The sequence below is a fragment of the Ruegeria sp. G5 genome (assembly GCF_056533365.1).
Genome location: NZ_JBQFOK010000010.1, coordinates 103,046 through 126,408, shown reverse-complemented (window position 1 = coordinate 126,408; position 23,363 = coordinate 103,046). Strand labels below are relative to the sequence as shown.

The following is a 23,363-nucleotide window of genomic DNA, read 5'->3' as shown; positions in this document are numbered from 1 at the left end:
TCTTACCCTTCCGCGCGGCCCCTGCCGCCGTCATCCGTTTCGCGCAAGCCACGCAGGCGCTGCGCTTCCTCTACAACACGTTTGGCGAGTCCGCCAGAGGCCAGCGCCGCATGAATCACGGTTTGGCGCCCAAATGCCGCCCCTAACTCGTCCGCCGTCAGCCAACCGATGTATTTTCCGAAGTGCGGCGTGCTGAGTTTCGACTTGCCGCGCCCCGATCCATCAGAGGCCTGAATCAGTACCTGGGCCTCTTCCCGGTCCAGCCACGTCTTGACCTTTTCATACCCGGCAACCGCGTCACCGGATTTGCGCGCCAGGCTGATCAGCTCGATCACCCGCCGCGCGACTTGCTTTTCAACCTCGTCTGTCAGGTCCTTTGACGCGCTGACCTGCGCCTTGAACCCGCGAGAGAACAGTTTCTTGCCAACGGCCTTGTCCAGCGCGGCGCGATCCGCCGCCACATAGACCCCGCGCCCCGGCAGTTTCGCCGCAACATCGGGAAAGACCTGACCGTCCGGCCCCATCACAAAGCGGATCAGCCCGTATTTGGGCTGAACCTCGCCCGTGGCGATGCACTTGCGCTCGGGGCCTTCCGACCGATCCTTATGGACGCCACCGCGACCCATTCACGCCACCCCGAGGCCCTGAGATCAGGCCTCGGCCTCCTCTTCGACGTCGCCGTCTTCTTCTGCCTGTTCAAGCTCGGCCGGATCGACCCAGCCCAGCATGATACGGGCGGTCATAACCAGATCCTGCGCTTCTTCCAGCGTTACGCCGAAAGGCTCAAGCACACCGTCATCCTTGATGCGCTCGCCGTCGACCGTGGTCCAGCCACCGGCCAGTTCCCAGTCGGCACAGGTTGCGAAGTCTTCCAGAGTCTTCACGTCATCCTTGGCCAGCGCCTCTACCATCTGGGGTGTGAGGCCCTCGAATTCAATAAGGCTGTCCTCGGCACCCAATGCACGGGCTGCATCCAGCGCCGCTTTGGCTTGTGCTTCCAGGAATTCGCGGGCACGGGTTTGCAGTTCCTGCGCAGTGCCTTCGTCAACGCCGTCGATCACCAGCAGTTCGTCAATCTCGACATAGGCGACCTCTTCGAGGTTGGTGAAGCCTTCGGACACCAGCAGCTGGGCAAAGAACTCGTCCAGATCCAGCGTTTCCATGAACAGCTGGGTACGGGCTTCGAATTCTTTCTGACGACGCGCCGATTCTTCGGCTTCGGTCATGATGTCGATGTCCAGATTGGTCAGCTGGCTGGCCAGGCGCACGTTCTGACCACGACGACCGATTGCCAGCGAGAGCTGCTCCTCAGGCACCACAACTTCGATCTTGCCGGCTTCTTCGTCCAAAACCACCTTGGAGACCTCGGCGGGCTGCAGCGCGTTCACCAGGAAGGTTGGCTGATCTTCGTTCCACGGGATGATGTCGATCTTTTCGCCCTGCAGTTCGTTCACAACGGCCTGCACACGGCTGCCGCGCATACCAACGCAAGCACCCACAGGGTCGATCGAACCATCATACGAGATCACGGCAATCTTGGCGCGCGAGCCGGGGTCACGGGCCACGGCTTTGACCTCGATGATGCCATCATAGATTTCCGGCACTTCCATCTTGAATAGCTCGGCCATGAATTCCGGCGCAGTACGCGACAGGAAGATCTGGTGGCCACGCACTTCGCGGCGCACTTCCTTGATGTAAGCGCGCACGCGGTCATTCGGGCGATAGCTTTCGCGACCGATCTTGTCGTTGCGGCGCAGAACAGCCTCGGCACCGCCCAGATCGACGATGACATTGCCAAACTCTTCGCGTTTGACCGCACCGTTGATGATGGTGCCTGCGCGATCCTTGAACTCTTCGTACTGACGGTCACGTTCCGCTTCGCGCACCTTCTGAAGGATCACCTGCTTGGCGGACTGAGCGGCAATACGGCCCATTTCAACCGGCGGGACTTCTTCCACGAAGACATCACCGACCTCGGGGTTTTCCATATACTGTTTGGCCTGCTCGACGGTGAACTCGGCCTGATAGTTCTCAAGCTCGTCATCCTCGACCACGGTACGCACGCGGGTAAAGGTCGCCTTGCCGGTCTTGCGGTCGATGGACACGCGGATGTCCATCTCGGCCCCGTAGCGGCTCTTGGCGGCGCGGGCGAGCGATTCCTCCATCGCTTCGACAACCAGACCGGGGTCGATCATCTTTTCGCGGGCCACGGCCTCGGCGGTCTGCAGCAGCTCCAGCTGGTTGGCTGAGGTGATTGCCATCAGTTCGTCTCCTCTTCGGACCCTTCGGTCTCAATCTCGTCGAAAGCGTTTTCGTTCAGAGCACCGGCGTCTTTGCGCTGGCGCAGCATTTCCTTGATCAGATCATCGGTCAGGACCAGCTTGGCGTCGCTCAGCCAGTCGAATTGCAGACCGATGGTGATCGTCTCGGACCCCTCGGGGATGTTGATCAGAACCTCATCCCCTTCGATCCCGGCCAACTCGCCTTTGAAGCGGCGACGGCCGTCGATCAGTTCGGCGGTCTCGATCTTGGCCTCATAACCCTCGAACGTCTCAAAATCCTTGAGACGGGTCAGAGGGCGGTCGATGCCGGGGCTGGAAACCTCAAGCGTATAGGCGTCAAGAATCGGGTCTTCGACATCTAACGTGGCGCTGACGGCGTTGGAAATCTCGGCGCAGTCATCGACTTCGATGCCCCCATCGGGTTTGTCGGCCATGATCTGCAGCGTGGTCTGCTTGCCGCTCATCAAACGGATGCGCACAAGCTCATACCCCAGATCTTCGATCACGGGGGTGATGATCTCGGCCAGTCGCCGGTCAATGGCAGCTTTGGCTATCAGGTCGTTTGTCATTCGGGTCTCTACCCTTCAATCGGGCACAAAAAAACGGGCGCGCGGCCCGTCGTATTTTCCGGTGGAGCCTTGAACCAGAAGTCCAACGCGCCGCTGTTGCAACCGCATATACGCAGGGTTTCCCGAGTCTGCAACCCCCGGCGAAAATCGTGATCGGATTTACGCCAACCACCACCGTTCGGCGATACGCCCATCGTCCAGTACGCGATTACTGCCGATCTGGCGCGGCATCCCGACATGCCCAGCTACAGCCAGCGCCATATCATCCTGACTTGGGTAATAGCGAAGACCGCGCTGGTCTTTCAGATCGTCCCCGTCGGGCAAAGCGGCCACATCCACATAACCATCGCGCAAGGCCTCAGCCCGGACGCGCGTGTCCGGGATCACGATGACTTCGACAGCGTCGGCCCAACCTGCAGTGCCGTCCTTGTAGTGACCGGCCACTTTTCGGCCCAGGAAATTGCGACCATCTTCAGCGCGCTCGACCCTATAGCAGCCGGTGCCATTGGCCATGTTCAAGGGCGTCACGCCTTGACCCGAACGGGTTATGACGAAACGGGTATCTGCCAGCATGAAGGGCAAGCCTGCATTGGCTTCAGTCAGTTCCAGCCGAACTGCGTCCTCGGCAAGGGCCTCGGCCTTTCCGAATTCGTGCAGCACCGACACCACGTCTTCCACATGCAGCGCGGCACCATCATGGAAGGTCACATCTTTGCACAAATCAAACCGCCAGACCCGCGCGTCAGAATCAGTCTGCCAACCAGAGGCAAGTTCACCGCGCAGAGTTCCATCGGGTGCAATTTCGGTGAGGTTATCAAACACCGCACCACGGGCCACCTGCTCTAAACTGTCGTCGCGTGGCACGGCCAGTCTGAGCGTGCCGCCCTTCTTTGGCGTATCCGCCAGCGAAGCCCCAGTCGCCGCCAGCAAAGCCGCGGCGGCACCTGATGCAAATAGCGCGCGTCGGTCGATCCGGGTCATGTCGCGCCCTCGGCAACCCGATCCATTATGCGGACCAGTTCAGCGCTGATGCCGGGCTCGGACAACGCATGGCCTGCCTGACGGACCATCTTGAGGTCTGCATTCGGCCAACGCTCGGCCAGAGACCATGCAGCCTGAGGCGGGCAGATCATGTCATAGCGCCCCTGCACGATATGGCCGGGGATATGAGCGATCCGGTCCATCTGATCCAGAATTTGCCCATCCTTCTCAAGAAACGCGCCATTTATGAAATAGTGATTCTCGAGCCGCGCAAAAGCCCGCGCGTATTCCCCGGGGCTTTCGCCTGTGGATCCGTGCGAGTGGATCGAGGCCAAGGCGTTTTCCCAGCTGGACCACGCCCGCGCATACAGAATCTCGGTCGCCCGATCCCCTGAAAACAGCCGTTTGTTGTAGGCCCGGATCGTATCCGACAAATCACCCTCGGACAGCAGGGCAGTGAATTTCGCCCATTGTTCTGGCCAGAACCGCCCTGCGCCGCCCCCGTAGAACCAATCCAGCTCGGCCTGCGTTGCCAGAAAGACACCGCGAAGCACCAGCCGATTAACGCGATCGGGATGCGCTTGCGCGTAGATGAGGGCCAGCGTCGCCCCCCAACTGCCACCAAATACGGTCCAATCGTCGATATCCAGCAGCACCCGCAGCCGTTCAATGTCGTCGACCAGATGCCAGGTTGTATTGTCCGCGACCGAAGCATGGGGCCGCGATCGTCCGCAGCCGCGCTGATCAAAAAGAATCACCCGGAACACACGTGGATCAAAATACCGACGCATGGCAGGGCTACAGCCGCCACCCGGACCTCCGTGCAGAACCACCACCGGCAACCCATCGGGATTGCCGCATTGTTCCATATAAATACGATGCCCATCGCCCACATCCACCATGCGCTGATCGAACGGGTCGATCGGCGGGTACAGATATTGAACTGCGCGCTTTTGGTCCGGGTACTTGTCCATTATGGCCCTATATAGTCCTTAAACGTAAAAGAGCACACGGAGACAGGAATGCAAGCGCATCCGAACACGGTAGACCCGTCCGAGATCGCAAAATTTGAGGCGATGGCCGCTGAATGGTGGGATCCTCACGGGAAATTCAAGCCTCTGCACATGCTCAATCCGTGCCGTCTGGATTATATCACACAACAGATTGCAGGTGAATTTGACCGTGATCTGACCACCCCAAAACCGTTCGAGGGGCTGCGCCTGCTGGATATAGGCTGTGGTGGAGGGCTGCTGAGCGAACCGATGGCCCGCCTTGGTGCCGATGTCGTCGGAGCCGACGCCGCTGAGCGCAACCTGCCCGTTGCCCGAATCCATGCCGAACAATCAGGGCTGGAAATAGACTATCGCCACACCACTGCCGAAGACATGGCAGCCGCAGGCGAACAATTCCACGTGGTGCTGAATATGGAGGTCGTCGAACACGTAGCCGACCCCCTTGGTTATCTCACCGCGACGCAACAGTTGCTGAAACCCGGCGGGTTGCAGGTCTGCTCCACCATCAACCGCAACCCGAAATCCTATGCCATGGCCATTTTCGGGGCCGAGGTCGTTATGCGCTGGCTACCGCGCGGCACACATGAGTGGAACAAATTCATCACCCCGGATGAGCTGTTCGACCTGCTGCGCCAAGCCGGGCTGGACCCGGTGGATCGCAAGGGGTTCGTGTTCAACCCAATTCTGTGGAGCTGGTCGATCTCGGACCGGGATCTGAGCGTGAATTATGTAACGGCGAGTGTGAAACCGGCTTAGGGCTTTTCACCTTCCAACTGCAGACGCAAATCCCGCAGCACGGGCAACGTGCTGCGGACGCGGTCCAGACCCAACTCTCCAACCACGCGGTTGATCAGGGGGCTGATTGATGAAATTGCCTGATCCCGCGCGCGGCGGCCTGCGGGGCTGATGGCGACCATCTTACGGCGGGCATCATCCCAATCGGGCCGAATGTGAATGTATCCCGCCCATTCCAGCTTGGCCAAAGTATTCGTCATGGCACCGCGCGTGACATGAAATGTGCTGGCAAGCTGCGCCGGTGTGCGCTCGTCACCGACGTAAACTAAATGGTTCAAGACCGAAAAATGTGAGATTTCCATGCCCTTAGGCAGCACTCGGCTTAGCCGGTTGCGCAATAGCTGGTCGGCGGTCAGGATCTCGCTGAATAGCGTGACCGCAAGGGCATTCTGATCGTCGGTCATGGTCCGATTCTGGGTCAGGGCCCACTAAATGGGCGCAGGTGCGTCAGGGAAGGCACGCGATGGCGCGCCTCTGTCACAGAACTATCATCCAAATCGAAAATGTGAATGCCTGGATCGGTCCCTGCGTCGATTACGACCTCTCCCCACGGGGCGACCACAAGGCTGTGGCCATGGGTTACACGTGTTTTCCCGCGCGTTTTAGGGTGCTCACCCGTCTGCGCAGGTGCCAGAACCCAACAGCCGGTTTCGATTGCCCGTGCCCGCAACAGCGATTCCCAATGCGCGGCACCCGTCACCGGCGAGAAGGCGGCCGGAACAGTCAGAACCCGTGCGCCCGCCTGTGCCAATGCGGCAAACAGATGAGGAAAACGGATATCGTAGCAGATTGTCAGGCCCACCTTTCCGAAATCGGTTTCGGCGATGACGGCAGTATCGCCCGGGCGATAGTTCTTTGATTCGCGGAATGTCTCGGTTTCCGAGACCTGCACGTCAAACATGTGGATCTTGTCGTATCGCGCGACGATCTCGCCTTGCGGGTCGATCATAAAACTGCGGTTGGCGAATCGACCGTCAGCGTCATGCGTCTTTACCGCCAAAGACCCGATCAGCAGCCATATCCCTAATGAGGCGGCCTGCTCACGCAGCCCCGCCAGCGTCTTATCGTTTTCTTCGTGCTGCAGAACCTCACGCTGACGCGTGGAGCTTGTTGAAACGCAGTTGGTGACCTCTGGCGTCAGAACGAATTTCGCACCCTGCCCGGCCGCATCTGCCAGCAGGTCGCACACCATGTTGAGGTTTTCAACCGGATCATCCGAAGAGGTGATCTGCAGCAGCGCCGTTTTCATCAGGCAGCCAGAAGGCGATCCAGTTTGCCCTGACGATCCAGCTCATACAGCTCATCACAGCCGCCCACGTGCTGCGAGCCGATGAAAATCTGCGGCACGGTACGCTTGCCACCGGCACGTTTAATCATCTCGGGCTTGCGCTTGGGGTGCATGAACACGTCGACCTCTTTGAACTCGACGCCCTTCTGTTTCAGCAGACGTTTGGCCGCGTGGCAAAAGCCGCAGAGCGGCGAGGTATAGATTTCTACCGGTTTCATAGTTCGTCCCTTGGGTTTTACATATTCTTGGGCGAATTATGCATCCTTAGCAACGCGCGCTAGGGTCAACACGAAAATATGATTTGCACCTGCATCTTTACAGGCACGGGCGCAGGCAGCCAAAGTCGCCCCCGAGGTCATCACGTCATCAACCACCAACACATCGCGACCCTGCATCCGATGCTTCCGCTTTGGGTGGGCCGCGATAGCTTGTTCCAGCGTCTGGGTCCGTTCCGCCGCCGTTTTCCCATCTAAAACAGGGGTTTTTCTCTGGCGCGTTAGCAGATCAGGGCATACGTCCAGCCCCGTTAGCAGCCCAAGATGCTGCGCCAGCAGTGCAGATTGATTGTATCGCCGCTTTAGCAGGCGTGACCAATGCAAAGGTACCGGAGCCAACAGCAAATCCTTATGAAACAAATCCCGGCCTGCCTGTGCCATCCACCCGCTGGCAGGTCGCGCCAGCTCGGGCCTGTCGCCATGTTTCAGGGCCAAAATAAGCGAACGCGCCTTTCCTTCATAAAGCAACGCGGCGCGCCCGGCCTGCCAGGGGCGCTGGGTTTTCATGCAATCATCACACTCGATACGGTGGCCATCGGCCTCACCTGGCAGGGCAACACCGCAACTGTCGCATACCGTCCCACCGATAAAGGGCGTTTCGCGCCAACACGTACCGCACAAGCCAAAGTCCGATTCCGTCAACGCCCCACACGCCATGCAACGGGGTGGATAGATCATCTGAACTGCGGTTTGAATTCGCGGCCAGATGCGATAGTTGCGCCCTATGAAACTGCCTGAGTCCAACGCACCCTCTCTGTTTGATCGCAGGGCTTTGACCCGGCACCGTGCCCGCGCGCAGGACGATACCTTGTTTCTGCACCACGCTGCTGTGGACGAGGTGCAGGATCGGCTCTCCATGGTTAACAAATCCTTTACGGCCCCGGCGATCATCACACCCTTTGCGCAAATCTGGCGGGACGTATTGCCCGATGCAGACCTGATTGCCGATAACGAGGTGCTGGACCTGACACCCGGCGCTCATGATCTGGTGGTTCACGCCATGGCCCTGCACTGGGCCAATGACCCGGTCGGACAACTGATACAGTGTCACCGCGCGTTGAGACCCGACGGGCTTTTGCTGGTGGTCTGTCTGGGTGGAGAAACCCTGCATGAGCTGCGCGCCGCCCTCGGGCAGGCTGAGATAGAGGTAACCGGCGGGCTGAGCCCCCGCATTGCACCAATGGCGGAACTGCGCGACCTAGGCGGGCTGCTACAGCGCGCCGGTCTGGCCCTGCCCGTCGCCGATACAGCGCGCCTTACGGCCGAATACCGCGACATATACCATCTGATCCACGATTTGCGGGCGATGGGTGAAACTAACAGCCTGACAGACCGCGTCAAACATCTAACGCGACGCGCGGTATTTGACCGTGCGCAGCAAATTTACGCCGACCATTTCACAACCCCTCAGGGACGTCTGGCCGCCACCTATGAATTGATCTGCCTGACCGGCTGGTCCCCGGATGACAGTCAGCAAAAACCGCTACGGCCCGGATCAGCCCAAACCCGCCTTGCAGAGGCGCTTGGAACGAAAGAAGGCAAACTGTCCGATTGACGAAAGAGCAATTCCGTTTATCTCAGCCCCGAACGACCGATTTTCAGGAAAGACAACATGTTTGACGCCACCCGCCCTGTTCATGCCCCTGCGGACCATCCAAAGGTCAAAATGGGCCGCGTCGGCATCTTGCTGGCCAACCTCGGTACACCAGATGACTATAGCTACTGGCCCATGCGCCGGTACCTGAACGAGTTTTTGTCAGACCAGCGCGTCATCGATTACCCAAAATGGAAATGGCAGCCCATTCTGCAGGGCATTATTCTGACCAAACGCCCTTTCAGCTCGGGCGAGGCGTATAAGTCGATCTGGAACCATGACAAAGGCGAAAGCCCGCTGATGACGATCACCAAAGATCAAACGGCCAAAATGCGTGACGCGATGCAAGCGCGCTATGGCGATCAGGTGATGGTTGATTTCTGCATGCGCTACGGGAATCCGTCGACGAAATCCAAAGTACGTGAAATGGTCGCTGCCGGGTGTAACCGCATCCTGTTCTTCCCGCTGTACCCCCAATACGCAGGAGCCACGACGGCCACAGCCAATGACCAATTCTTCCGCGCACTGATGGAGGAAACGTGGCAACCTGCAAGCCGCACAGTACCAGCCTATTTCGACGAGCCTGCCTATATCGACGCCCTCGCGGGATCTGTTGAACGGGCTTATGCCGAGCTGAGCACAAAGCCGGACATACTGGTCTGTTCCTATCACGGAATGCCGGACCGTTATTTGCAGCAGGGTGACCCGTACCATTGCCAATGCGCAAAGACGACGCGACTGTTGAAGGAACGGTTGGGATGGGACGACACTCAACTGGTCTCAACCTTCCAGTCGAGGTTCGGCCCTGAAGAGTGGTTAAAGCCGTACACGGTAGATCATGTGGCCGAACTGGCACGTCAGGGCAAAAAGAACATCGCCGTCATTGCGCCCGCGTTCTCTGCCGACTGCATCGAAACACTCGAAGAGATCAACGAAGAGATCAAAGAGAGCTTTGAAGAAGCTGGCGGTGAAAGCTTTACCTATATCCCCTGCCTCAATGACGATGATTCTCACATCGCGGCATTGGGGAAAGTCATCGAAGACAATCTGAAGGGATGGCTGGACTAGTCACCCATCTGAACATTCAGGCATGAAAAAAGGCGGTGGAAAACTCCACCGCCTTTTTCATTGGATAATTCGCGAAGAATTAGCCTGCTGCAACAGCTGCGGCAACTACGACCAGCAGGATCAGCGGCAGGATGATGCCTTGCGACGAACCTTGTGTTTCTTCGACAACAACAGGTGCCTCAACAACCGGCTCTTCCAGGTTGCCAGCATAAGCGGTCGAAGCAGCAGCAGTCAGCGCAGCGGCGAGAACGAGTTTCTTCATATTAACCTCCAGAATACGCACGGTTCCAATTAGCGAAACCGCACACCCAAGACTTACCTCGTGTTTTTTTCTAACCAGCTATCCGACTGGAATGCAAATGGAACTTGCTTAGCAAGCGGGTTCGCGCGCGAAAATGTCGTCAAATAAGCAACACTTGCGTGCCAACTTTCGCCATTGAAAACAACTCGGCAATATCTTCGTTGAAAAGACCGATGCATCCGTTGGATGACCTGCGTCCGATTTTGCGTGTATCGTGTGTTCCGTGAATTCTGTAGTATTTCCAGCTTAGATATAAAGCGTGTGTTCCCAATGGGTTATCCGGCCCCGGAGGGATGTAGTCCGGCCATTCCGGGTTGCGCTTTTTCATCGACGGCGTGGGCGCCCAGCTTGGTCCTTCAACTTTTCGGATCACACTGGTGCGGCCGCGACGTGTCAATTCTTCGGTCAGCGGAACCGATGAAGGATAGAGTTTGTACACTCTTTGATCTTCTGACCAATAATGCAGCGCCCGCGACACCGTATCGACCAAAATGGCGCCGTTATTGGTGTTGTCGAAGTAAGGCTGCCAATTCAGAGCACGGAATCCCGAAATGTTGCGACGTACCTCCGGTTCGGGCTCTGGAGCCGGGCGCAACGGATCGCCAGGAATGTACTGAGCGATGGCAGGCGTGGCCAGAAAGGCCGAGGCACCAGCCAAAAACCCGCGCCGCGATGAAGTATGAATGCGTTTCTTGACCATGTCCTGTGGTCCTTTTGTAAACCAAACTTGAAAATCTGACGTATTTTATTGCCAGAATACGTCATTCGCAAACCAAACCGGCAAAATCACGCGAGAATCAGCCATTGCAGGTTTGCCCAAGCCGGTTGGGCGCGTTATTGCGTAGGATAACTCAAATATCAGGTCGACCATGACGCGTATTATTTCCCTACTGTTTCTTTGCTTTGTTGCGTTGGCAGCATGTACCCCAAGCAGCACCCCGACCTATGGATCCGATGGTCGCCCCCTGCCCAGCGTTTACAAGATTCGCGGGAACCCGGAAAAACTGCAGTTTCGCATGCTTGATTCGGTTAACGCACTGCGTCAGGCCTCTGGTCTGCAACCAGTTCAACTGAACGCCCAGCTGAATGCGGCGGCGGCGACCCATTCAAAGGATATGGCGCGCCAGAACCGGCCCTGGCACTTTGGTTCGGACGGGTCTTCGCCAATCGACCGCGCAGCGCGTGTCGGGTATTTTGGCACTTTCCTCGGCGAAGCGATCTCGGAAACTTTTGAAACCGAGACGGAAACCCTGGCGGCCTGGATGCAAGAGCCCGGCCCAAGGTCTGTTATCCTTGATCCCCAAGCAACCCAGATGGGGTTTGCATGGCATCAGGAAACCGGTGGAAAAATCTGGTGGACACTGGAGATGGGAACTGGTGGTTGACCACCTGATCCAAAAGAAAAAGCCCCCGTTTCTCGGGGGCTTTTTTATTATTAACAATGATTTAAGCGGCTTGCATTGACTGAGCTTCTGTCAGGATCGCATACAGCTTAACCGGATCAGGGTTTGCGCGCAGCTTGGCGCATACGGACGTGTCGCGCAGCGTCCGTGACACAAGGGCAAGCGCTTTCAGGTGATCTACACCTGCTTCTTCGGGCGCGAACAACGCAAATGCGATATCAACGGGCTGCCGGTCAACCGAACCGAAATCGATCGGTTTTTCCAACATGACAAATACACCGGACACAGCTTCAAGCTCAGTCATACGTGCATGCGGCAACGCCACACCATGTCCAACACCGGTCGGGCCCAGGCTCTCACGCTCGAGCAAACTGTCGACCACGACCTGAGACTCCAGCCCCAGCGTACCAGCCGCAACATCGGCGATTTCCTGAAACAGCCGCTTCTTACTGGAAGCCGCCGACAATACACGCACTGCTTCGGGCTTCAGAATGCTCGAAAGCTCCATGATCATGCTCCATGGCAAGGCCCCCACAATCGCGGGGGCGTGCCTTACTAATCTTGCCTGTTACGGATCGATCCAGCCGATGTTTCCGTCATCCCGACGGTAAACGACGTTCAATCCGTCCTTGTTCTCATTCCGGAATACCAGCACCGGAGCACCAGCAAGTTCCATCTGCATAACGGCTTCACCAACACTCAAGGATGGGATCTTGGTTTCCATCTCAGCCACGATCATCGGCTGCAAAGTTTCAGGCTCATCAGCCGACTCAGATTCGTCAGAGGCGAGGATATAAGAGGAAGCTCCAAAGAGTTCAACCGGCTCAACCCGATCCTTATGGTGATCCTTCAAACGGCGTTTATATCGGCGCAATTGTGTTTCCATTTTGTCGCAGCAGGCCTCAAATGCTGCGTAAATCTCGATTGCATGGGCTTTGGCCTGGGCCGTCAGACCGGTGGAAAGATGCACGGTGGTCTCGCACACATATTCATGCGCAGAACGGGAAAAGACGACGTTGGCATCAGTTGGTCGCTGGGCGTATTTGCCCACCACCTCGCCAAGTTCGGTCTGCACGTGGGTCTGAAGTGCTTCACCGATGTCGATCTGTTTTCCGGTTATTTGGTAACGCATGTGATCTCCTTCACAATTCACACCCATTCTGACGCCGCAGAAACGACGCGCTTGTTTTTATCGGGTGGGGGATATCGGCATGTTCCGCGATTGCCCAAAGGGGGTCCCTTCAACGAAGGGGCATCGTGATCCAGACTGGAACCGAAGAAATGCCATAACCCAATTGAGGCAAGAGACGGCGGAAGAGTCAATAAAAACAGGCGTGTATATACGCAATTTCCGCCATTCGATCAGCGCAATGCCGCGCAACCTTATGAAATACGGAAGTTTTCGCCCAGGTAGACGCGGCGTACGTTCTCGTTTTCAACCACTTCGTCAGGGGTCCCGGACATCAGAACCTGCCCATCGTGCAAAATGTAAGCGCGATCAACAATTTCCAGTGTTTCCCGCACGTTATGGTCAGTGATCAACACGCCGATACCGCGCTTTTTGAGGTCTGCAACCAGATGCCGGATATCGCCCACACTGATCGGGTCCACCCCGGCAAATGGTTCATCCAGCAAAAGATATTTCGGATCGGCTGCCAGACAGCGCGCAATTTCCACACGCCTGCGCTCACCACCCGACAAGGCCAACGCCGGCGCGCGGCGCAGATGCTCGATCGAGAAATCCGACAGCAGTTCTTCCAGTCGTTCCTTGCGCCGATGCGCGTGATTGACCGTGATATCGAGAACGGCAGAGATATTATCCTCAACGCTCATACCTCGGAAAATAGACATTTCCTGCGGCAGGTAACCGATCCCAAGGCGCGCACGGCGATACATTGGCAACGTCGTCACGACCTGCCCGTCGATTGTCACGGTTCCCGCTTCAGGAAACACAAGCCCTGCGACCGAGTAAAAGGTCGTCGTTTTACCCGACCCGTTTGGCCCCAGCAGTGCGACGACTTCGGAACGTCCCAAAGTCATCGACACATCGCGGATCACCGTCTTTTTCCGGTAGGATTTGCGCAACTTCTCGATCTTGAGACCTGAACTGCCTTCGGTAAGTGTCAGGTTAGCGGACGCCATCAGTTGGCACCCTGTTGCAAAATGGTTTTAACGTTTCCGCTGACGGTTGCCGTACCTGTGGTCAGGTTGGCATTCATCTGGTCTCCGCTGATCGTACTGGGTCCCTGCGTCAGCAACACATTACCGCGCATTTCAATTTCGCCCGAATCGATCGTGTATTCGGCCCAGTCGCCTTCGGCCGCATCAGGTGGGCTGACCAGAACAACGTCTTCGGTCGCCTCCATACGTTCGATCCCCGAGCGATCTGAGTTGTATATGACCAGGACGCGCCCCGCCGTCAGTCGCATTTCGCCCTGGATGACGATAACATTTCCGATAAACTCAGCCGAGCCGTTTTCCTGATTTACGTTCAACGACTCCGAGGTCACCTCAACCGGCAGGCTAGGGTCGGCTTTGACCGCCCCGAACGCGACCTGAGCTTCCTGCGCAACCGCAGATATCGGGCTGGTCAACAAGGCAAGGCCAGCAATGGCAAATCGAAAATCGAACACAGGTTATCTTTCTGCTCTTTCAGGCTCGTATATCAGCTTCACGCCGTCTGTAAAAATAATATGGACCGGGCCATCCTTTTTTTCCGTACCAAAGGTCATTCGCCCGGCAGAGAAATCGCCGATAATTCCGGTGCCCTGTACCTGACCGGGCGTATCTCCGCGAATTTCATCAAGCGCCGTATTCAATCTGTCCGTCGTCACCTGAATCCCGTCTGTCGACGTAATCAGGACATCACCGATAAAAGTAGCAGTGTTCTTGTCGGGTCGGATCATACCCGAATTGGAATCCAGCGTTATGACCCCGCCTCCGGACAGACCCAGCCGACCTCGGAATTCAGAGGCGGTCGGAACCGAGTTTTCGGTGCCCTGCGTGGCTTGGGTCGCCTCGATCTGGACCTCTTCGCCTTTGCGTGTCGTGCCACGATAGTTCGGGCGCGTCACAACCTGATCGGCAAGACGCTCTTCGATATCACGCTGCGTGAACGGCACGGTGACATTGGTTTCGATACTGCGGGAGAACAAGAAAACAGTGGACAGCAAGACAATGGCCGCCAAAGGCAACAAGACCTTCAGGAATTGCACCATTCTGGAGTGGCTGTCCAATCTGTCCCCTCCTACCCCAGCCCGACGCGCAGGCAATCATGAATGTGCAGCAATCCTTCGACCACTCCATCCGCTTCTGGTGAAACCACGAATAAGGACGTGATCTTGCGGTCGTTCATGACAGCCACGGCCTCTTCTGCCAGGGCATCGGGGCCGATGGTCGAGGGGCTTTCAGTCATGACCTGTTGCGCAGATTTTGACAGCAAACCATCCATATGCCGACGCAAGTCACCGTCCGTTATGATCCCGGTCAACCGATTTTGGCTGTCCAGGACACCCGCTACACCGAACCCCTTCTGACTGATTTCAATCAGGGCATCGCTCATCGCGACATCGGACGCAAGCAATGGCAGAGCAGAGCCTGTATGCATCAGATCGCGCACTGTACTCAGCCGCGCGCCCAGCTTTCCGCCAGGATGAAAGGCACGGAAATCTTCTGGTTTGAAATCGCGATACTTCATCAGCGCAATCGCCAGTGCATCCCCCATGGCCAGAGTCAACGTGGTCGAGATCGAAGGAACCATGCCAAAGCCGCAGGCCTCTCCCATTGAGGGGATCAACAGGTGCACATCTGCCTGTTTCATCAGCGTGCTTTCTGGTTTGCTGGACAGGCCGATCAACGGAATACCAAAACGTCTTGTAAAGGCCAGCAGGTTGGCCAGTTCCGGTGCCTCACCCGAGTTCGAGATCGCAAGCACGACATCACCCTTGGACACCATCCCCAGATCACCGTGGCTCGCCTCGGCAGGGTGCACGAAATAGGCAGGTGTGCCGGTGCTGGCCAAAGTGGCGGCGATCTTGTGTCCGATATGGCCTGACTTACCGATGCCACTGATGATGATACGTCCGGTGGCTTGCAGGATCAGTTGCACGGCCTCGGCGAAATGTTCGTCCAGGCTTTCGGCCAGGGCGTCCAGCGCGCGGGCCTCATCCGTGACAACCTGTCGGGCTGTTCTCAGAAATGCTTCGGTATCGGTCATGAGTGCGCAAAAATATCCGTTTCGGGCCAACCGGCGAGGTCAAGTTTCGCACGCATCGGCAAGAAGTCAAAACACGCCTGAGCCATTTCGGTCCGACCCTCGCGGGCCAGACGGCCGTCCAGCGCCTCGCGTAGCTGATGCAAGTACAAAACGTCGGACGCAGCATAATCCAGTTGTGCTTCTGTCAGGGTTTCTGCACCCCAATCGCTCATCTGCTGCTGCTTCGAGATATCGACGCCAATCAGTTCTTGGCACAGGTTCTTCAGCCCGTGTCGGTCGGTGTAGGTACGAACCAAACGGCTGGCGATTTTTGTACAATAAACCGGCGCAGCCAATGCACCGAACGTATGGTACATCGCAGCGATATCGAAGCGGCCAAAGTGAAACAGTTTCAAAACATCAGGGTTTTGAAGCATGGCGCAAAGATTTGGAGCCTGCGTCTGGCCTTTTTCGACCTGCACGATGTGGCTGTTGCCGTCACCGCCTGACATTTGAATGACACACAGCCGGTCGCGATGCGGGTTCAAGCCCATGGTTTCGCAGTCGATGGCCACAACCGGGCCAAGATCCAGCCCATCCGGCAAGTCGTTTTTATAGAGGTGGTTCGCCAACGCTGTCTTCCTTTGTGCGATATCGCCCCCGAGATAGGCGGTTTGATCCGCAAACTCAACGCCATCTCGGGAATGGCGCCAATATGCGCGGAATTCTTGACCATGCGCCCCTGGGCTGGAAAATTACGATGCAGCACACACCGCAAAAACCGGTGCACATCGATCCCGGCAAAGGACATGCAGATGCTCAGCGTTCTGCAAAATCGCGTTTACCGCCATTTACTTGCGGCACAGGTCGTCGCGCTGACCGGAACCGGGCTGGCGACCATTGCGCTGGGTCTGCTGGCCTATGATCTGGCCGGAGAGGCCGCAGGGTTGGTTCTGGGAACGGCCCTGACAATCAAGATGGTGGCATATGTTGTTATCGCGCCAATCGCTGCCGCCTTTGCCGAACGCCTGGACCGGCGGCGCATGCTGGTGGCGCTGGACCTGGTGCGCGCGGTCATTGCGGTTTGCTTGCCATTCGTAACCGAAATCTGGCAGGTCTATGTGCTGATCTTTTTTCTGCAATCCGCCTCAGCCGGATTTACACCCGCGTTTCAGGCCACGATTCCTGACATTTTGACCAACGAACAAGATTACACAAAGGCGCTTTCCCTGTCTCGATTGGCCTATGATATTGAAAGTGTCGTCAGCCCCACATTGGCCGCCGCACTCCTGACGATCATGAGTTTCGACAGTCTTTTCTGGGGAACCGGCTTTGGGTTTATTGCCTCGGCCCTGCTGGTGGTTTCTGTCTACTTGCCTTCGCCGCAGCCAACGACGCAACGGGGCGTTTATGATCGCACCACGCGCGGTCTTCGTCTGTATCTGTCCACGGCCCGCTTGCGGGGCCTACTGGCGCTGAACTGGACCGCTGCCGCGTTGAGCGCGATGGTCATCGTTAATACCGTCGTGATCGTTCGCGCCGAACTGGGGTTGTCGGAAAGCGCAGTTGCCATTGCCATGGCCGCTTATGGAGGTGGGTCCATGGCGGCCGCTCTCGCTTTGCCCGCGCTCTTGGAAAAGTACCGGGATCGCAGGGTCATGTTGACAGGCGCGGTATTTGGAACCTTCTCCATGGCACTTTGGGCTTTGTTGTTTTTCGCGGGTTGGGCGAGCTTGCCGTTTCTTATTCTGATCTGGGCCAGTGTTGGTTTCGGCTATGCGGCTATCCTGACACCCGCAGGGCGATTGTTGACCCGCTCATCCCGCCCCGAGGACAGACCCGCTATGTTTGCCGCTCAATTCACGCTGTCGCATGCATGCTGGCTGGTTCTGTACCCTTTCGCCGGATGGTTGATGACAAACGGAGGATCGACCCAAGCCGCAATCTGGATGACGGTCGCTGCAGCAATGGGCCTGATTGCTGTTGGCTTTCTTTGGCCGCAAATTCAGAAAAGACACGCGGGCGCAGATCAACCTGACAAGCCTTGAGGACCATCCCAAATCTGCTTTACACCTTGGCGCATGGATCAACTTGACCGACGTATCATCGCCGCTTTGCAACATAACGCGCGGGCTTCAACGACAAAGATCGCTGCCAAACTCGGCGTGGCGCGCACAACGGTGCATGAACGGATCAAGCGGATGGAAGAAACCGGCACTATTGCGGGGTATTCGGTCGTCCTGAACACATCAGAAGATGATCCGCGCGTGCAGGTTGTCGTCATGCTTGAAGTCCAGCAGAACGAAACAACCCGCATCATCAAACGGCTTGAAGCCTACCCCGAAGTGAAACGGTGCCTCTCAATCAATGGCGACTTCGATCTGCTTTTGTCTGCCGAAGCGCCTCGGATAGAAGATCTGGATATTCTGGTGGATGAGTTGGCCAAGATCCCGGGTGTGCTACGCACCAATACCAGCGTCGTTTTCGGTCGCAGGATTGATCGGAACTGAACCGCCGCTAACCCTCTGTAAACCCTGCTGCCGCTAGTTTGACCGGGACCACACAGAATCCCGGACCGGCAGAATGCCCAATCGAACACTTACAGGTCTGATCTTTGTTGCGCTGAGTCTGGCGCAACCTGCCGCTGCAATGTCTGACGCGCGCACGGCGGATATCTGCGACCGGGCCGCCCAGCGCGCCGCAATGGCTGAAGGTGTTCCGCTTAAGGTCCTGCGGGCGATATCCCGGGTCGAAACGGGCCGTGCATTGGACGGAAAGCTTTCACCCTGGCCCTGGACGATCAATGTTGAGGGCGCGGGTTTTTGGTTCGCCTCAGAATTCGAAGCAAAATCATACGTTTTCAAAATCTTCAAAGCTGGTAAGCGCAGTTTTGATATTGGTTGTTTTCAAATCAATTACCGCTGGCACGGCAAGGCCTTCCGATCCATCGACGCCATGTTCGATCCCGATGAAAACGCAGCCTACGCGGCCCGCTTTGTCAAAGACCTCTATGCCGAATTGGGCTCTTGGGATGCAGCAGCAGGCGCCTATCACTCTCGCACCGCGCACCTTGCACAAGCGTATACGACCCGGTTTCGGAACGTCCTGGCGCAACTTGATCAATCAGACACACCAGTCGCTGTCACGCATGATCCATTCACCACTGCAGCAGCTCCTTTGTTCCCGCAAACGATAGAACAACCCCGCAGCACCGGTCTTGGCTCTCTTGTTCCGACAACAGGAACCGTCAAAGCCTTTATCCCGTTCAACTAGGAAAGTCGCGTGCCCCAGATCGACGCCCGTTCCCTCTTTTCCCCGACCGTGTTGCTGGCCGTCGCCCTGATGACGGTCATCGTGATGATGATCCTGCCGATGCCCGCATGGGTTCTGGACGTTGGGCTTGCAGCCTCGTTCGCATTGGCGATCCTGATATTCACTCTGACCCTGTTTGTCGAAAGACCACTGGATTTTTCCTCGTTCCCGACGATCCTGCTAGCTTCGCTGATGCTGCGACTGTCACTGAATGTGTCCTCGACAAAGCTGATCATCGGGCAAGGTCACACCGGCCCCAACGCGGCCGGTGACGTCATCGAAGGCTTTGCCAATTTCGTCATGGGCGGCAGCATCTTTCTGGGTCTCGTGGTTTTTGGCGTTCTCTTGATCGTCAATTTTATGGTGATCACAAAGGGGGCCGCGCGCATGGCCGAAGTCGGCGCGCGTTTTGCACTGGATGGGATGCCCGGCAAGCAATTAGCGATCGACAGCGACATGTCCGCGGGCGCGATTGATCACCAGCAGGCCAAGGAACGACGTGAGCGCGAACAGCAAGAGACAACCTTCTTCGGCTCACTCGACGGGGCTTCGAAATTCGTAAAGGGCGACGCGGTTGCCGGTTTGCTGATTACGCTTCTGAACCTAGTCATGGGTCTTGTCATGGGCGTGGTCGTGCACGGGATGCCTATTGCTGCGGCGTTTGAAACCTATGCTATCCTGACGGTTGGGGACGGGCTGGTCACGCAGATACCCGCCGTGATCATTTCGATTGCATCGGCCCTCCTGTTGGCGCGCGGCGGTACACAGGGTGCCACCGATAGCGCTCTATTCTCGCAGTTGGGCCGCCATCCAGCCGCGCTTGGCACAGTCGCGGTTTTGATGGTTCTTTTTGCTTTGGTTCCCGGCTTGCCATTTCTGCCGTTCATTCTGGGTGCCGCGGTTCTGGGCTATACGGCCTATCGCGTGCGTCGCAATCAGCAAGCAGCAGAGACCGCATCAAGCGCACCCGATCCCACGGACGAAACGCCAGTTTCGCAAGCCATCGGTGATATTCTGGATCTCGACGACGTACATCTGGAATTTGCGCCCGATCTTGTCAGCATGGTGCTGAATCCAGGCACCGGACTGGATGCCCGGATTGCCAATATGCGAACCTATGTTGCATCGACCTTCGGGCTGATCCTGCCAGATATCCGGCTGACCGACCGCGCAGATTTGCCGATGGGAACCTATGTCGTCAAAGTACAGGGTGTCGAGCAGGCACGCGGCGTGTTGAACCCCGATCTGGTTCTGGCATTGGTGCAGGAGGGTCATGACCTTCTCCCCGAAGGGAATGACGTGACAGAGCCCGTCTATGGTGCACCAGCCCGCTGGATCCTGCCCAAGGATCAAGAGACCGCCGCAATGAGCGGGGCAACCATCGTGTCACCACCTGAAATCCTGGCGACACACTTGCTGGAAATCATCAAGCAGAACTTCTCGCGCCTGCTGACGCTCAAGTCCCTGCGCCGCCTTTTGGCCGAGATGACCAAGTTGAGCGACCCGATCCGGGCCGAGGCCAACCGCAAACTGCTGGACGAACTGATCCCAGACAAGGTCCCAATCGATACCTTGCATGCCGTTCTGCGCCTGCTGCTGGATGAAAAAGTGTCGATCAGAAATATGGCCTTGATCCTGGAAAGCGTGGCCGAGGCCCGTTTGACAACCACACAACCCGAAGGGATCTGCGAGCTGGTCAGACAGCGTCTTGGCTTCCAATTGATCGCCGAGATGAAGCGTGAAGATGGTTCAATCCCGCTCATCCAGTTAGCCCCCGAATGGGAGGACACCTTTGTCACCTACCAGATCGACGCGCCAACAACGGGTCTTGATGTGGCATTGCCGCCCAATCTGTTCAACAAGCTGGCGGATGGCGTTGTCGAAAGCGTTGCACAATCGGCAGACCATGGCCTTTTTCCGGCTGTAGTCACATCAACCAGACGACGCCGGTTGCTACGTACCATCATGCAGGCGCGAGGTGTTTCGAACCCCGTTCTGTCGTTCGAGGAAATCGGGCTCGAGGCGCGTCCGGCGCTTGTCGGAACCGTGCCTGCGTGATTGCGCTGCCACCCGAACTCCTCCCCCGATTGGGCGATGAGATTTGGCACGCCTTCGCCGTTTTCTTGCGCGTTTCAGCCTTGGTCTCCTTGCTTCCTGCGTTCGGCGAGAAGAGTATTCCAACACGCGTGAAGCTCTCTGTCGCGTTGGCATTCACCCTCGTCGTCACCCCGGCCGTCCCGGATCTGACGCCTGACGCCGGATTGCTGCCGTTGACGCGTTTGATATTCATTGAGGTTCTCATCGGTGCCGCCTTGGGTCTGGGACTGCGCCTTTTCGTTTTGGCCCTTCAAACCGCGGGGTCCATCGCCGCGCAAGCAACGTCACTTTCGCAAATCCTGGGGGGCGCTGCCGCAGATCCGGTTCCAGCCATGGGGTATCTTTTGACCCTAGCGGGGCTGACAGTTGCAGTAATTCTGGACCTGCACGTTCGTATCGCCGAATTCCTAATCCTTAGCTACAAAGTGTTCCCGGCAGGAGTGGCGCCAACTGCAACCGATCTCTCGCAATGGGGTGTTAGAAACATCGCGCATAGTTTTGGGCTGGCCTTTAGCCTGTCGATGCCTTTCGTGATCGCGTCACTCATCTACAATCTGGCACTTGGTGTGATCAATCGCGCGATGCCACAGTTGATGGTCGCGTTTGTCGGTGCTCCGGCAATCACATTCGCCGGTCTGTTTTTACTATTCGCGGGAACCCCTTTGATTCTGGCCGTGTGGTCAGATGCTTTGTTCGATTTCATAGTTGACCCGATCGGAACCGACAAATGAGTGCCGGTGATGACGATGCCGATAAGTCGTTCGAGCCAACGCCGCAAAAGCTTCAAAAAGCGCGTGACAAGGGCGAGGTAGCCAAGTCCAACGATTTATCCGTGGTCGCGGCTTATTCGGGGTTTTTGGTTGCCATTCTCGCGTTGGGCCAATTTGGCGTTCAAGAAATAGGCACCCTTTTTGTAGTTTTCCTGGATCAGGCCGACACGTTGTCAGACCTTGTCGTCGAAGGGCCCGCCGCCAGCCCGGTTGGTGGAATGCTCAAAACCACACTGGTCGCAATCTCGGCGATGTTCGTGGTGCCAGCTTTGGCCGTTGTGTTGGCCCTGCTTGCCCAGCGCGCGTTAGTCTTTGCCCCCTCAAAGCTGAAACCCAAACTGTCGCGGATATCGATCCCGTCAAATGCGAAAAACAAATTTGGCCGAGGCGGATTATTCGAGTTCGCCAAGAGCTTTGTAAAGCTGGCGATCTACGGCACATGCTTGGCGCTTTTTCTCCGCGCCCATCTCGATGCGATCCTCTCTGCCAGTGCTGTCCCGGCCCAAACCTCGTTGCTGCTGATGATGGATCTGTTGTTCCGCTTCATGTTCATCGTGGTTACAATAGCTCTGGCGATCGGAGCAGTTGATTACCTTTGGCAACATGCTGAACACATCCGAAAGAACCGCATGTCTCGCAAAGAAATCCAGGATGAAACAAAGGATGCCGAGGGTGATCCCCATGTCAAACAACAACGGCGCCAACGCGCTCAAGAGATTGCATCAAACCAAATGATGGCAGATGTCCCGACGGCAGATGTTGTTATCGTGAACCCCACCCATTTTGCGGTTGCTTTAAAATGGTCACGCAAGGCCGGTTCCGCGCCGGTTTGTGTGGCCAAGGGTGTCGATGCGGTCGCAGCCACGATCAGATCAACCGCGGGGGAAGCTGGGGTTCCTATCCATTCTGATCCTCCGACAGCCCGGGCGCTGCACGCCAGTGTCGACATCGGGCAAGAGATTTCCCAAGAGCATTATCAACCGGTTGCCGCTGCCATTCGGTTCGCAGAGGCCATGCGAAAACGCGCGAAAGACAAAATTGCATGAAGATATCTAAAGTCTCAGATTTGGCGGTCGTGACGGAAGCCACTTTTCAAAAAGAGCTCCAACATCTCAAGCCCGTGTTGGACGCAGAGGCGAAAGTTCAACAACAATTGGCGCAGTTGAACGCATTGGTCAGGCAGTCGTGTGCAGAAGAGACCCAAGACTATTTGCTGACAGGCGCCGATGTTCTTTGGAACGGTTGGGAGGCCAAGACACGCCGCCAGTTGAACATGGACCTAGCACGGGCCAAGGCCCGCAAGCTTGCCGCGTTGGACCAGTTGCGGAACGCATTTGGGCGCCAACAAGCTGTAGCCGAACTGTCGAGACTACAGCTTGCTGAGCGCCGTCAGAGATCACGCAACAAAGCGTCCTAGCCA

Annotated in this window: 29 protein-coding genes; 11 read left to right on the top strand and 18 right to left on the bottom strand. The window is 57.0% G+C overall.

Features of this window, described 5'->3' with window-relative positions:
• Window positions 1–2 precede the first annotated feature (2 nt).
• The 5 genes from ACR0BD_RS16835 to pip form a co-directional block, all read right to left on the bottom strand.
• A complete protein-coding gene (locus ACR0BD_RS16835; protein WP_480698228.1) occupies window positions 3–626 on the bottom strand; it encodes an RNA-binding protein in 624 nt (207 codons plus the stop codon).
• 24 nt (window positions 627–650) lie between these two features.
• Window positions 651–2,261, bottom strand: coding sequence for a transcription termination factor NusA (nusA, locus tag ACR0BD_RS16830; protein WP_480832129.1), 1,611 nt, complete (start codon window positions 2,259–2,261; stop codon window positions 651–653).
• Window positions 2,261–2,851 (bottom strand): ribosome maturation factor RimP, encoded by a 591-nt coding sequence (rimP, locus tag ACR0BD_RS16825; protein ID WP_170386826.1) that lies wholly within the window; start codon window positions 2,849–2,851, stop codon window positions 2,261–2,263. Before rimP ends, nusA begins: the two co-directional genes overlap by 1 nt.
• Before the next feature lie 159 nt (window positions 2,852–3,010).
• On the bottom strand, window positions 3,011–3,832 hold the full coding sequence (locus tag ACR0BD_RS16820; RefSeq protein WP_480832127.1) for an ABC transporter substrate-binding protein: 822 nt from the start codon (window positions 3,830–3,832) through the stop codon (window positions 3,011–3,013).
• The gene (pip, locus tag ACR0BD_RS16815) at window positions 3,829–4,806 is read right to left on the bottom strand and encodes a prolyl aminopeptidase (protein ID WP_480832125.1); all 978 of its coding nucleotides are present in this window, start codon (window positions 4,804–4,806) and stop codon (window positions 3,829–3,831) included. Before pip ends, ACR0BD_RS16820 begins: the two co-directional genes overlap by 4 nt.
• Before the next feature lie 48 nt (window positions 4,807–4,854).
• Between pip and ubiG the strand changes: the two genes are divergently transcribed.
• On the top strand, window positions 4,855–5,601 hold the full coding sequence (ubiG, locus tag ACR0BD_RS16810; protein WP_480832123.1) for a bifunctional 2-polyprenyl-6-hydroxyphenol methylase/3-demethylubiquinol 3-O-methyltransferase UbiG: 747 nt from the start codon (window positions 4,855–4,857) through the stop codon (window positions 5,599–5,601).
• On the opposite strand, the gene ACR0BD_RS16805 is transcribed toward ubiG, so the two are convergent.
• From ACR0BD_RS16805 to ACR0BD_RS16790, 4 genes are read right to left on the bottom strand one after another with little or no spacing between them, the layout of a single operon-like run.
• Window positions 5,598–6,044 carry a MarR family winged helix-turn-helix transcriptional regulator gene (locus ACR0BD_RS16805; protein WP_480698238.1) on the bottom strand — a complete coding sequence of 149 codons (447 nt, stop codon included), beginning with the start codon at window positions 6,042–6,044 and terminating at the stop codon, window positions 5,598–5,600. The genes ubiG and ACR0BD_RS16805 overlap by 4 nt on opposite strands.
• Before the next feature lie 14 nt (window positions 6,045–6,058).
• Window positions 6,059–6,889 carry a carbon-nitrogen hydrolase family protein gene (locus tag ACR0BD_RS16800; protein ID WP_480698240.1) on the bottom strand — a complete coding sequence of 277 codons (831 nt, stop codon included), beginning with the start codon at window positions 6,887–6,889 and terminating at the stop codon, window positions 6,059–6,061.
• Window positions 6,889–7,146, bottom strand: coding sequence for a glutaredoxin 3 (gene grxC, locus ACR0BD_RS16795; protein ID WP_480656496.1), 258 nt, complete (start codon window positions 7,144–7,146; stop codon window positions 6,889–6,891). Before grxC ends, ACR0BD_RS16800 begins: the two co-directional genes overlap by 1 nt.
• Window positions 7,147–7,182: 36 nt before the next feature.
• A complete protein-coding gene (locus ACR0BD_RS16790; protein ID WP_480832120.1) occupies window positions 7,183–7,881 on the bottom strand; it encodes a double zinc ribbon domain-containing protein in 699 nt (232 codons plus the stop codon).
• A gap of 46 nt (window positions 7,882–7,927) precedes the next feature.
• Here ACR0BD_RS16790 and ACR0BD_RS16785 point away from each other — a divergent pair, with 46 nt between their 5' ends.
• Together ACR0BD_RS16785 and hemH are read left to right on the top strand one after the other, a co-directional pair.
• Window positions 7,928–8,758 carry a methyltransferase domain-containing protein gene (locus ACR0BD_RS16785; protein ID WP_480832118.1) on the top strand — a complete coding sequence of 277 codons (831 nt, stop codon included), beginning with the start codon at window positions 7,928–7,930 and terminating at the stop codon, window positions 8,756–8,758.
• 57 nt (window positions 8,759–8,815) lie between these two features.
• The gene (hemH, locus tag ACR0BD_RS16780; RefSeq protein ID WP_480832116.1) at window positions 8,816–9,865 is read left to right on the top strand and encodes a ferrochelatase; all 1,050 of its coding nucleotides are present in this window, start codon (window positions 8,816–8,818) and stop codon (window positions 9,863–9,865) included.
• Window positions 9,866–9,944: 79 nt separating this feature from the next.
• Here hemH and ACR0BD_RS16775 read toward each other — a convergent pair whose 3' ends face one another.
• Together ACR0BD_RS16775 and ACR0BD_RS16770 are read right to left on the bottom strand one after the other, a co-directional pair.
• Complete coding sequence (locus tag ACR0BD_RS16775; RefSeq protein WP_005979327.1) at window positions 9,945–10,127, bottom strand: hypothetical protein; 183 nt, start codon at window positions 10,125–10,127, stop codon at window positions 9,945–9,947.
• Window positions 10,128–10,266: 139 nt separating this feature from the next.
• Window positions 10,267–10,866, bottom strand: a complete 600-nt coding sequence (locus ACR0BD_RS16770) for a L,D-transpeptidase (RefSeq protein ID WP_480832113.1) — start codon at window positions 10,864–10,866, stop codon at window positions 10,267–10,269.
• A 169-nt stretch (window positions 10,867–11,035) separates the two neighbouring features.
• On the opposite strand from ACR0BD_RS16770, the gene dalA reads away from it, so the two are divergent.
• Window positions 11,036–11,551 carry a divisome-associated lipoprotein DalA gene (gene dalA / locus ACR0BD_RS16765; RefSeq protein WP_480698249.1) on the top strand — a complete coding sequence of 172 codons (516 nt, stop codon included), beginning with the start codon at window positions 11,036–11,038 and terminating at the stop codon, window positions 11,549–11,551.
• Window positions 11,552–11,612: 61 nt separating this feature from the next.
• On the opposite strand, the gene ACR0BD_RS16760 is transcribed toward dalA, so the two are convergent.
• The 7 genes from ACR0BD_RS16760 to ACR0BD_RS16730 all read right to left on the bottom strand — a co-directional run bounded on the left by ACR0BD_RS16760 (window position 11,613) and on the right by ACR0BD_RS16730 (window position 16,396).
• On the bottom strand, window positions 11,613–12,077 hold the full coding sequence (locus ACR0BD_RS16760; RefSeq protein ID WP_480698251.1) for a PTS sugar transporter subunit IIA: 465 nt from the start codon (window positions 12,075–12,077) through the stop codon (window positions 11,613–11,615).
• A 60-nt stretch (window positions 12,078–12,137) separates the two neighbouring features.
• Complete coding sequence (gene hpf / locus ACR0BD_RS16755) at window positions 12,138–12,701, bottom strand: ribosome hibernation-promoting factor, HPF/YfiA family (protein ID WP_480698253.1); 564 nt, start codon at window positions 12,699–12,701, stop codon at window positions 12,138–12,140.
• Between the two features lie 251 nt (window positions 12,702–12,952).
• Complete coding sequence (gene lptB, locus ACR0BD_RS16750; RefSeq protein WP_480698255.1) at window positions 12,953–13,711, bottom strand: LPS export ABC transporter ATP-binding protein; 759 nt, start codon at window positions 13,709–13,711, stop codon at window positions 12,953–12,955.
• Window positions 13,711–14,202, bottom strand: a complete 492-nt coding sequence (locus ACR0BD_RS16745) for an LptA/OstA family protein (protein WP_480832109.1) — start codon at window positions 14,200–14,202, stop codon at window positions 13,711–13,713. The genes lptB and ACR0BD_RS16745 overlap by 1 nt, the downstream gene beginning before the upstream one ends.
• A gap of 3 nt (window positions 14,203–14,205) precedes the next feature.
• A complete protein-coding gene (gene lptC / locus ACR0BD_RS16740; RefSeq protein ID WP_480698258.1) occupies window positions 14,206–14,805 on the bottom strand; it encodes an LPS export ABC transporter periplasmic protein LptC in 600 nt (199 codons plus the stop codon).
• An 11-nt stretch (window positions 14,806–14,816) separates the two neighbouring features.
• A complete protein-coding gene (locus tag ACR0BD_RS16735) occupies window positions 14,817–15,785 on the bottom strand; it encodes a KpsF/GutQ family sugar-phosphate isomerase (RefSeq protein WP_480832107.1) in 969 nt (322 codons plus the stop codon).
• On the bottom strand, window positions 15,782–16,396 hold the full coding sequence (locus ACR0BD_RS16730) for a ribonuclease D (RefSeq protein WP_480698262.1): 615 nt from the start codon (window positions 16,394–16,396) through the stop codon (window positions 15,782–15,784). The genes ACR0BD_RS16735 and ACR0BD_RS16730 overlap by 4 nt, the downstream gene beginning before the upstream one ends.
• Window positions 16,397–16,579: 183 nt before the next feature.
• On the opposite strand from ACR0BD_RS16730, the gene ACR0BD_RS16725 reads away from it, so the two are divergent.
• From ACR0BD_RS16725 to ACR0BD_RS16695, 7 genes are all read left to right on the top strand, one after another.
• Complete coding sequence (locus tag ACR0BD_RS16725) at window positions 16,580–17,812, top strand: MFS transporter (protein ID WP_480832104.1); 1,233 nt, start codon at window positions 16,580–16,582, stop codon at window positions 17,810–17,812.
• A gap of 33 nt (window positions 17,813–17,845) precedes the next feature.
• Entirely contained in the window at window positions 17,846–18,274 is a 429-nt protein-coding gene (locus ACR0BD_RS16720; protein WP_480832102.1) for an Lrp/AsnC family transcriptional regulator, read from the top strand.
• A 73-nt stretch (window positions 18,275–18,347) separates the two neighbouring features.
• A complete protein-coding gene (locus ACR0BD_RS16715; protein ID WP_480832100.1) occupies window positions 18,348–19,037 on the top strand; it encodes a transglycosylase SLT domain-containing protein in 690 nt (229 codons plus the stop codon).
• A gap of 9 nt (window positions 19,038–19,046) precedes the next feature.
• Entirely contained in the window at window positions 19,047–21,134 is a 2,088-nt protein-coding gene (flhA, locus tag ACR0BD_RS16710) for a flagellar biosynthesis protein FlhA (RefSeq protein ID WP_480832098.1), read from the top strand.
• Window positions 21,131–21,904 carry a flagellar biosynthetic protein FliR gene (locus ACR0BD_RS16705; RefSeq protein WP_480832097.1) on the top strand — a complete coding sequence of 258 codons (774 nt, stop codon included), beginning with the start codon at window positions 21,131–21,133 and terminating at the stop codon, window positions 21,902–21,904. The genes flhA and ACR0BD_RS16705 overlap by 4 nt, the downstream gene beginning before the upstream one ends.
• Window positions 21,901–22,989: an EscU/YscU/HrcU family type III secretion system export apparatus switch protein gene (locus ACR0BD_RS16700; RefSeq protein ID WP_480832095.1), complete on the top strand. Its 1,089-nt coding sequence runs from the start codon at window positions 21,901–21,903 to the stop codon at window positions 22,987–22,989. The genes ACR0BD_RS16705 and ACR0BD_RS16700 overlap by 4 nt, the downstream gene beginning before the upstream one ends.
• On the top strand, window positions 22,986–23,360 hold the full coding sequence (locus ACR0BD_RS16695) for a hypothetical protein (RefSeq protein WP_480832093.1): 375 nt from the start codon (window positions 22,986–22,988) through the stop codon (window positions 23,358–23,360). The genes ACR0BD_RS16700 and ACR0BD_RS16695 overlap by 4 nt, the downstream gene beginning before the upstream one ends.
• Window positions 23,361–23,363 lie beyond the last annotated feature (3 nt).

Excerpts from the sequence above, each read along its gene's own strand:
- ACR0BD_RS16835 (WP_480698228.1), bottom strand. The coding sequence starts at position 626 with ATGGGTCGCGGTGGCGTCCATAAGGATCGGTCGGAAGGCCCCGAGCGC.
- nusA (WP_480832129.1), bottom strand. The coding sequence starts at position 2,261 with ATGGCAATCACCTCAGCCAACCAGCTGGAGCTGCTGCAGACCGCCGAG.
- rimP (WP_170386826.1), bottom strand. The coding sequence starts at position 2,851 with ATGACAAACGACCTGATAGCCAAAGCTGCCATTGACCGGCGACTGGCC.
- ACR0BD_RS16820 (WP_480832127.1), bottom strand. The coding sequence starts at position 3,832 with ATGACCCGGATCGACCGACGCGCGCTATTTGCATCAGGTGCCGCCGCG.
- pip (WP_480832125.1), bottom strand. The coding sequence starts at position 4,806 with ATGGACAAGTACCCGGACCAAAAGCGCGCAGTTCAATATCTGTACCCG.
- ubiG (WP_480832123.1), top strand. The coding sequence starts at position 4,855 with ATGCAAGCGCATCCGAACACGGTAGACCCGTCCGAGATCGCAAAATTT.
- ACR0BD_RS16805 (WP_480698238.1), bottom strand. The coding sequence starts at position 6,044 with ATGACCGACGATCAGAATGCCCTTGCGGTCACGCTATTCAGCGAGATC.
- ACR0BD_RS16800 (WP_480698240.1), bottom strand. The coding sequence starts at position 6,889 with ATGAAAACGGCGCTGCTGCAGATCACCTCTTCGGATGATCCGGTTGAA.
- grxC (WP_480656496.1), bottom strand. The coding sequence starts at position 7,146 with ATGAAACCGGTAGAAATCTATACCTCGCCGCTCTGCGGCTTTTGCCAC.
- ACR0BD_RS16790 (WP_480832120.1), bottom strand. The coding sequence starts at position 7,881 with ATGATCTATCCACCCCGTTGCATGGCGTGTGGGGCGTTGACGGAATCG.
- ACR0BD_RS16785 (WP_480832118.1), top strand. The coding sequence starts at position 7,928 with ATGAAACTGCCTGAGTCCAACGCACCCTCTCTGTTTGATCGCAGGGCT.
- hemH (WP_480832116.1), top strand. The coding sequence starts at position 8,816 with ATGTTTGACGCCACCCGCCCTGTTCATGCCCCTGCGGACCATCCAAAG.
- ACR0BD_RS16775 (WP_005979327.1), bottom strand. The coding sequence starts at position 10,127 with ATGAAGAAACTCGTTCTCGCCGCTGCGCTGACTGCTGCTGCTTCGACC.
- ACR0BD_RS16770 (WP_480832113.1), bottom strand. The coding sequence starts at position 10,866 with ATGGTCAAGAAACGCATTCATACTTCATCGCGGCGCGGGTTTTTGGCT.
- dalA (WP_480698249.1), top strand. The coding sequence starts at position 11,036 with ATGACGCGTATTATTTCCCTACTGTTTCTTTGCTTTGTTGCGTTGGCA.
- ACR0BD_RS16760 (WP_480698251.1), bottom strand. The coding sequence starts at position 12,077 with ATGGAGCTTTCGAGCATTCTGAAGCCCGAAGCAGTGCGTGTATTGTCG.
- hpf (WP_480698253.1), bottom strand. The coding sequence starts at position 12,701 with ATGCGTTACCAAATAACCGGAAAACAGATCGACATCGGTGAAGCACTT.
- lptB (WP_480698255.1), bottom strand. The coding sequence starts at position 13,711 with ATGGCGTCCGCTAACCTGACACTTACCGAAGGCAGTTCAGGTCTCAAG.
- ACR0BD_RS16735 (WP_480832107.1), bottom strand. The coding sequence starts at position 15,785 with ATGACCGATACCGAAGCATTTCTGAGAACAGCCCGACAGGTTGTCACG.
- ACR0BD_RS16725 (WP_480832104.1), top strand. The coding sequence starts at position 16,580 with ATGCTCAGCGTTCTGCAAAATCGCGTTTACCGCCATTTACTTGCGGCA.
- ACR0BD_RS16720 (WP_480832102.1), top strand. The coding sequence starts at position 17,846 with ATGGATCAACTTGACCGACGTATCATCGCCGCTTTGCAACATAACGCG.
- ACR0BD_RS16715 (WP_480832100.1), top strand. The coding sequence starts at position 18,348 with ATGCCCAATCGAACACTTACAGGTCTGATCTTTGTTGCGCTGAGTCTG.
- ACR0BD_RS16700 (WP_480832095.1), top strand. The coding sequence starts at position 21,901 with ATGAGTGCCGGTGATGACGATGCCGATAAGTCGTTCGAGCCAACGCCG.
- ACR0BD_RS16695 (WP_480832093.1), top strand. The coding sequence starts at position 22,986 with ATGAAGATATCTAAAGTCTCAGATTTGGCGGTCGTGACGGAAGCCACT.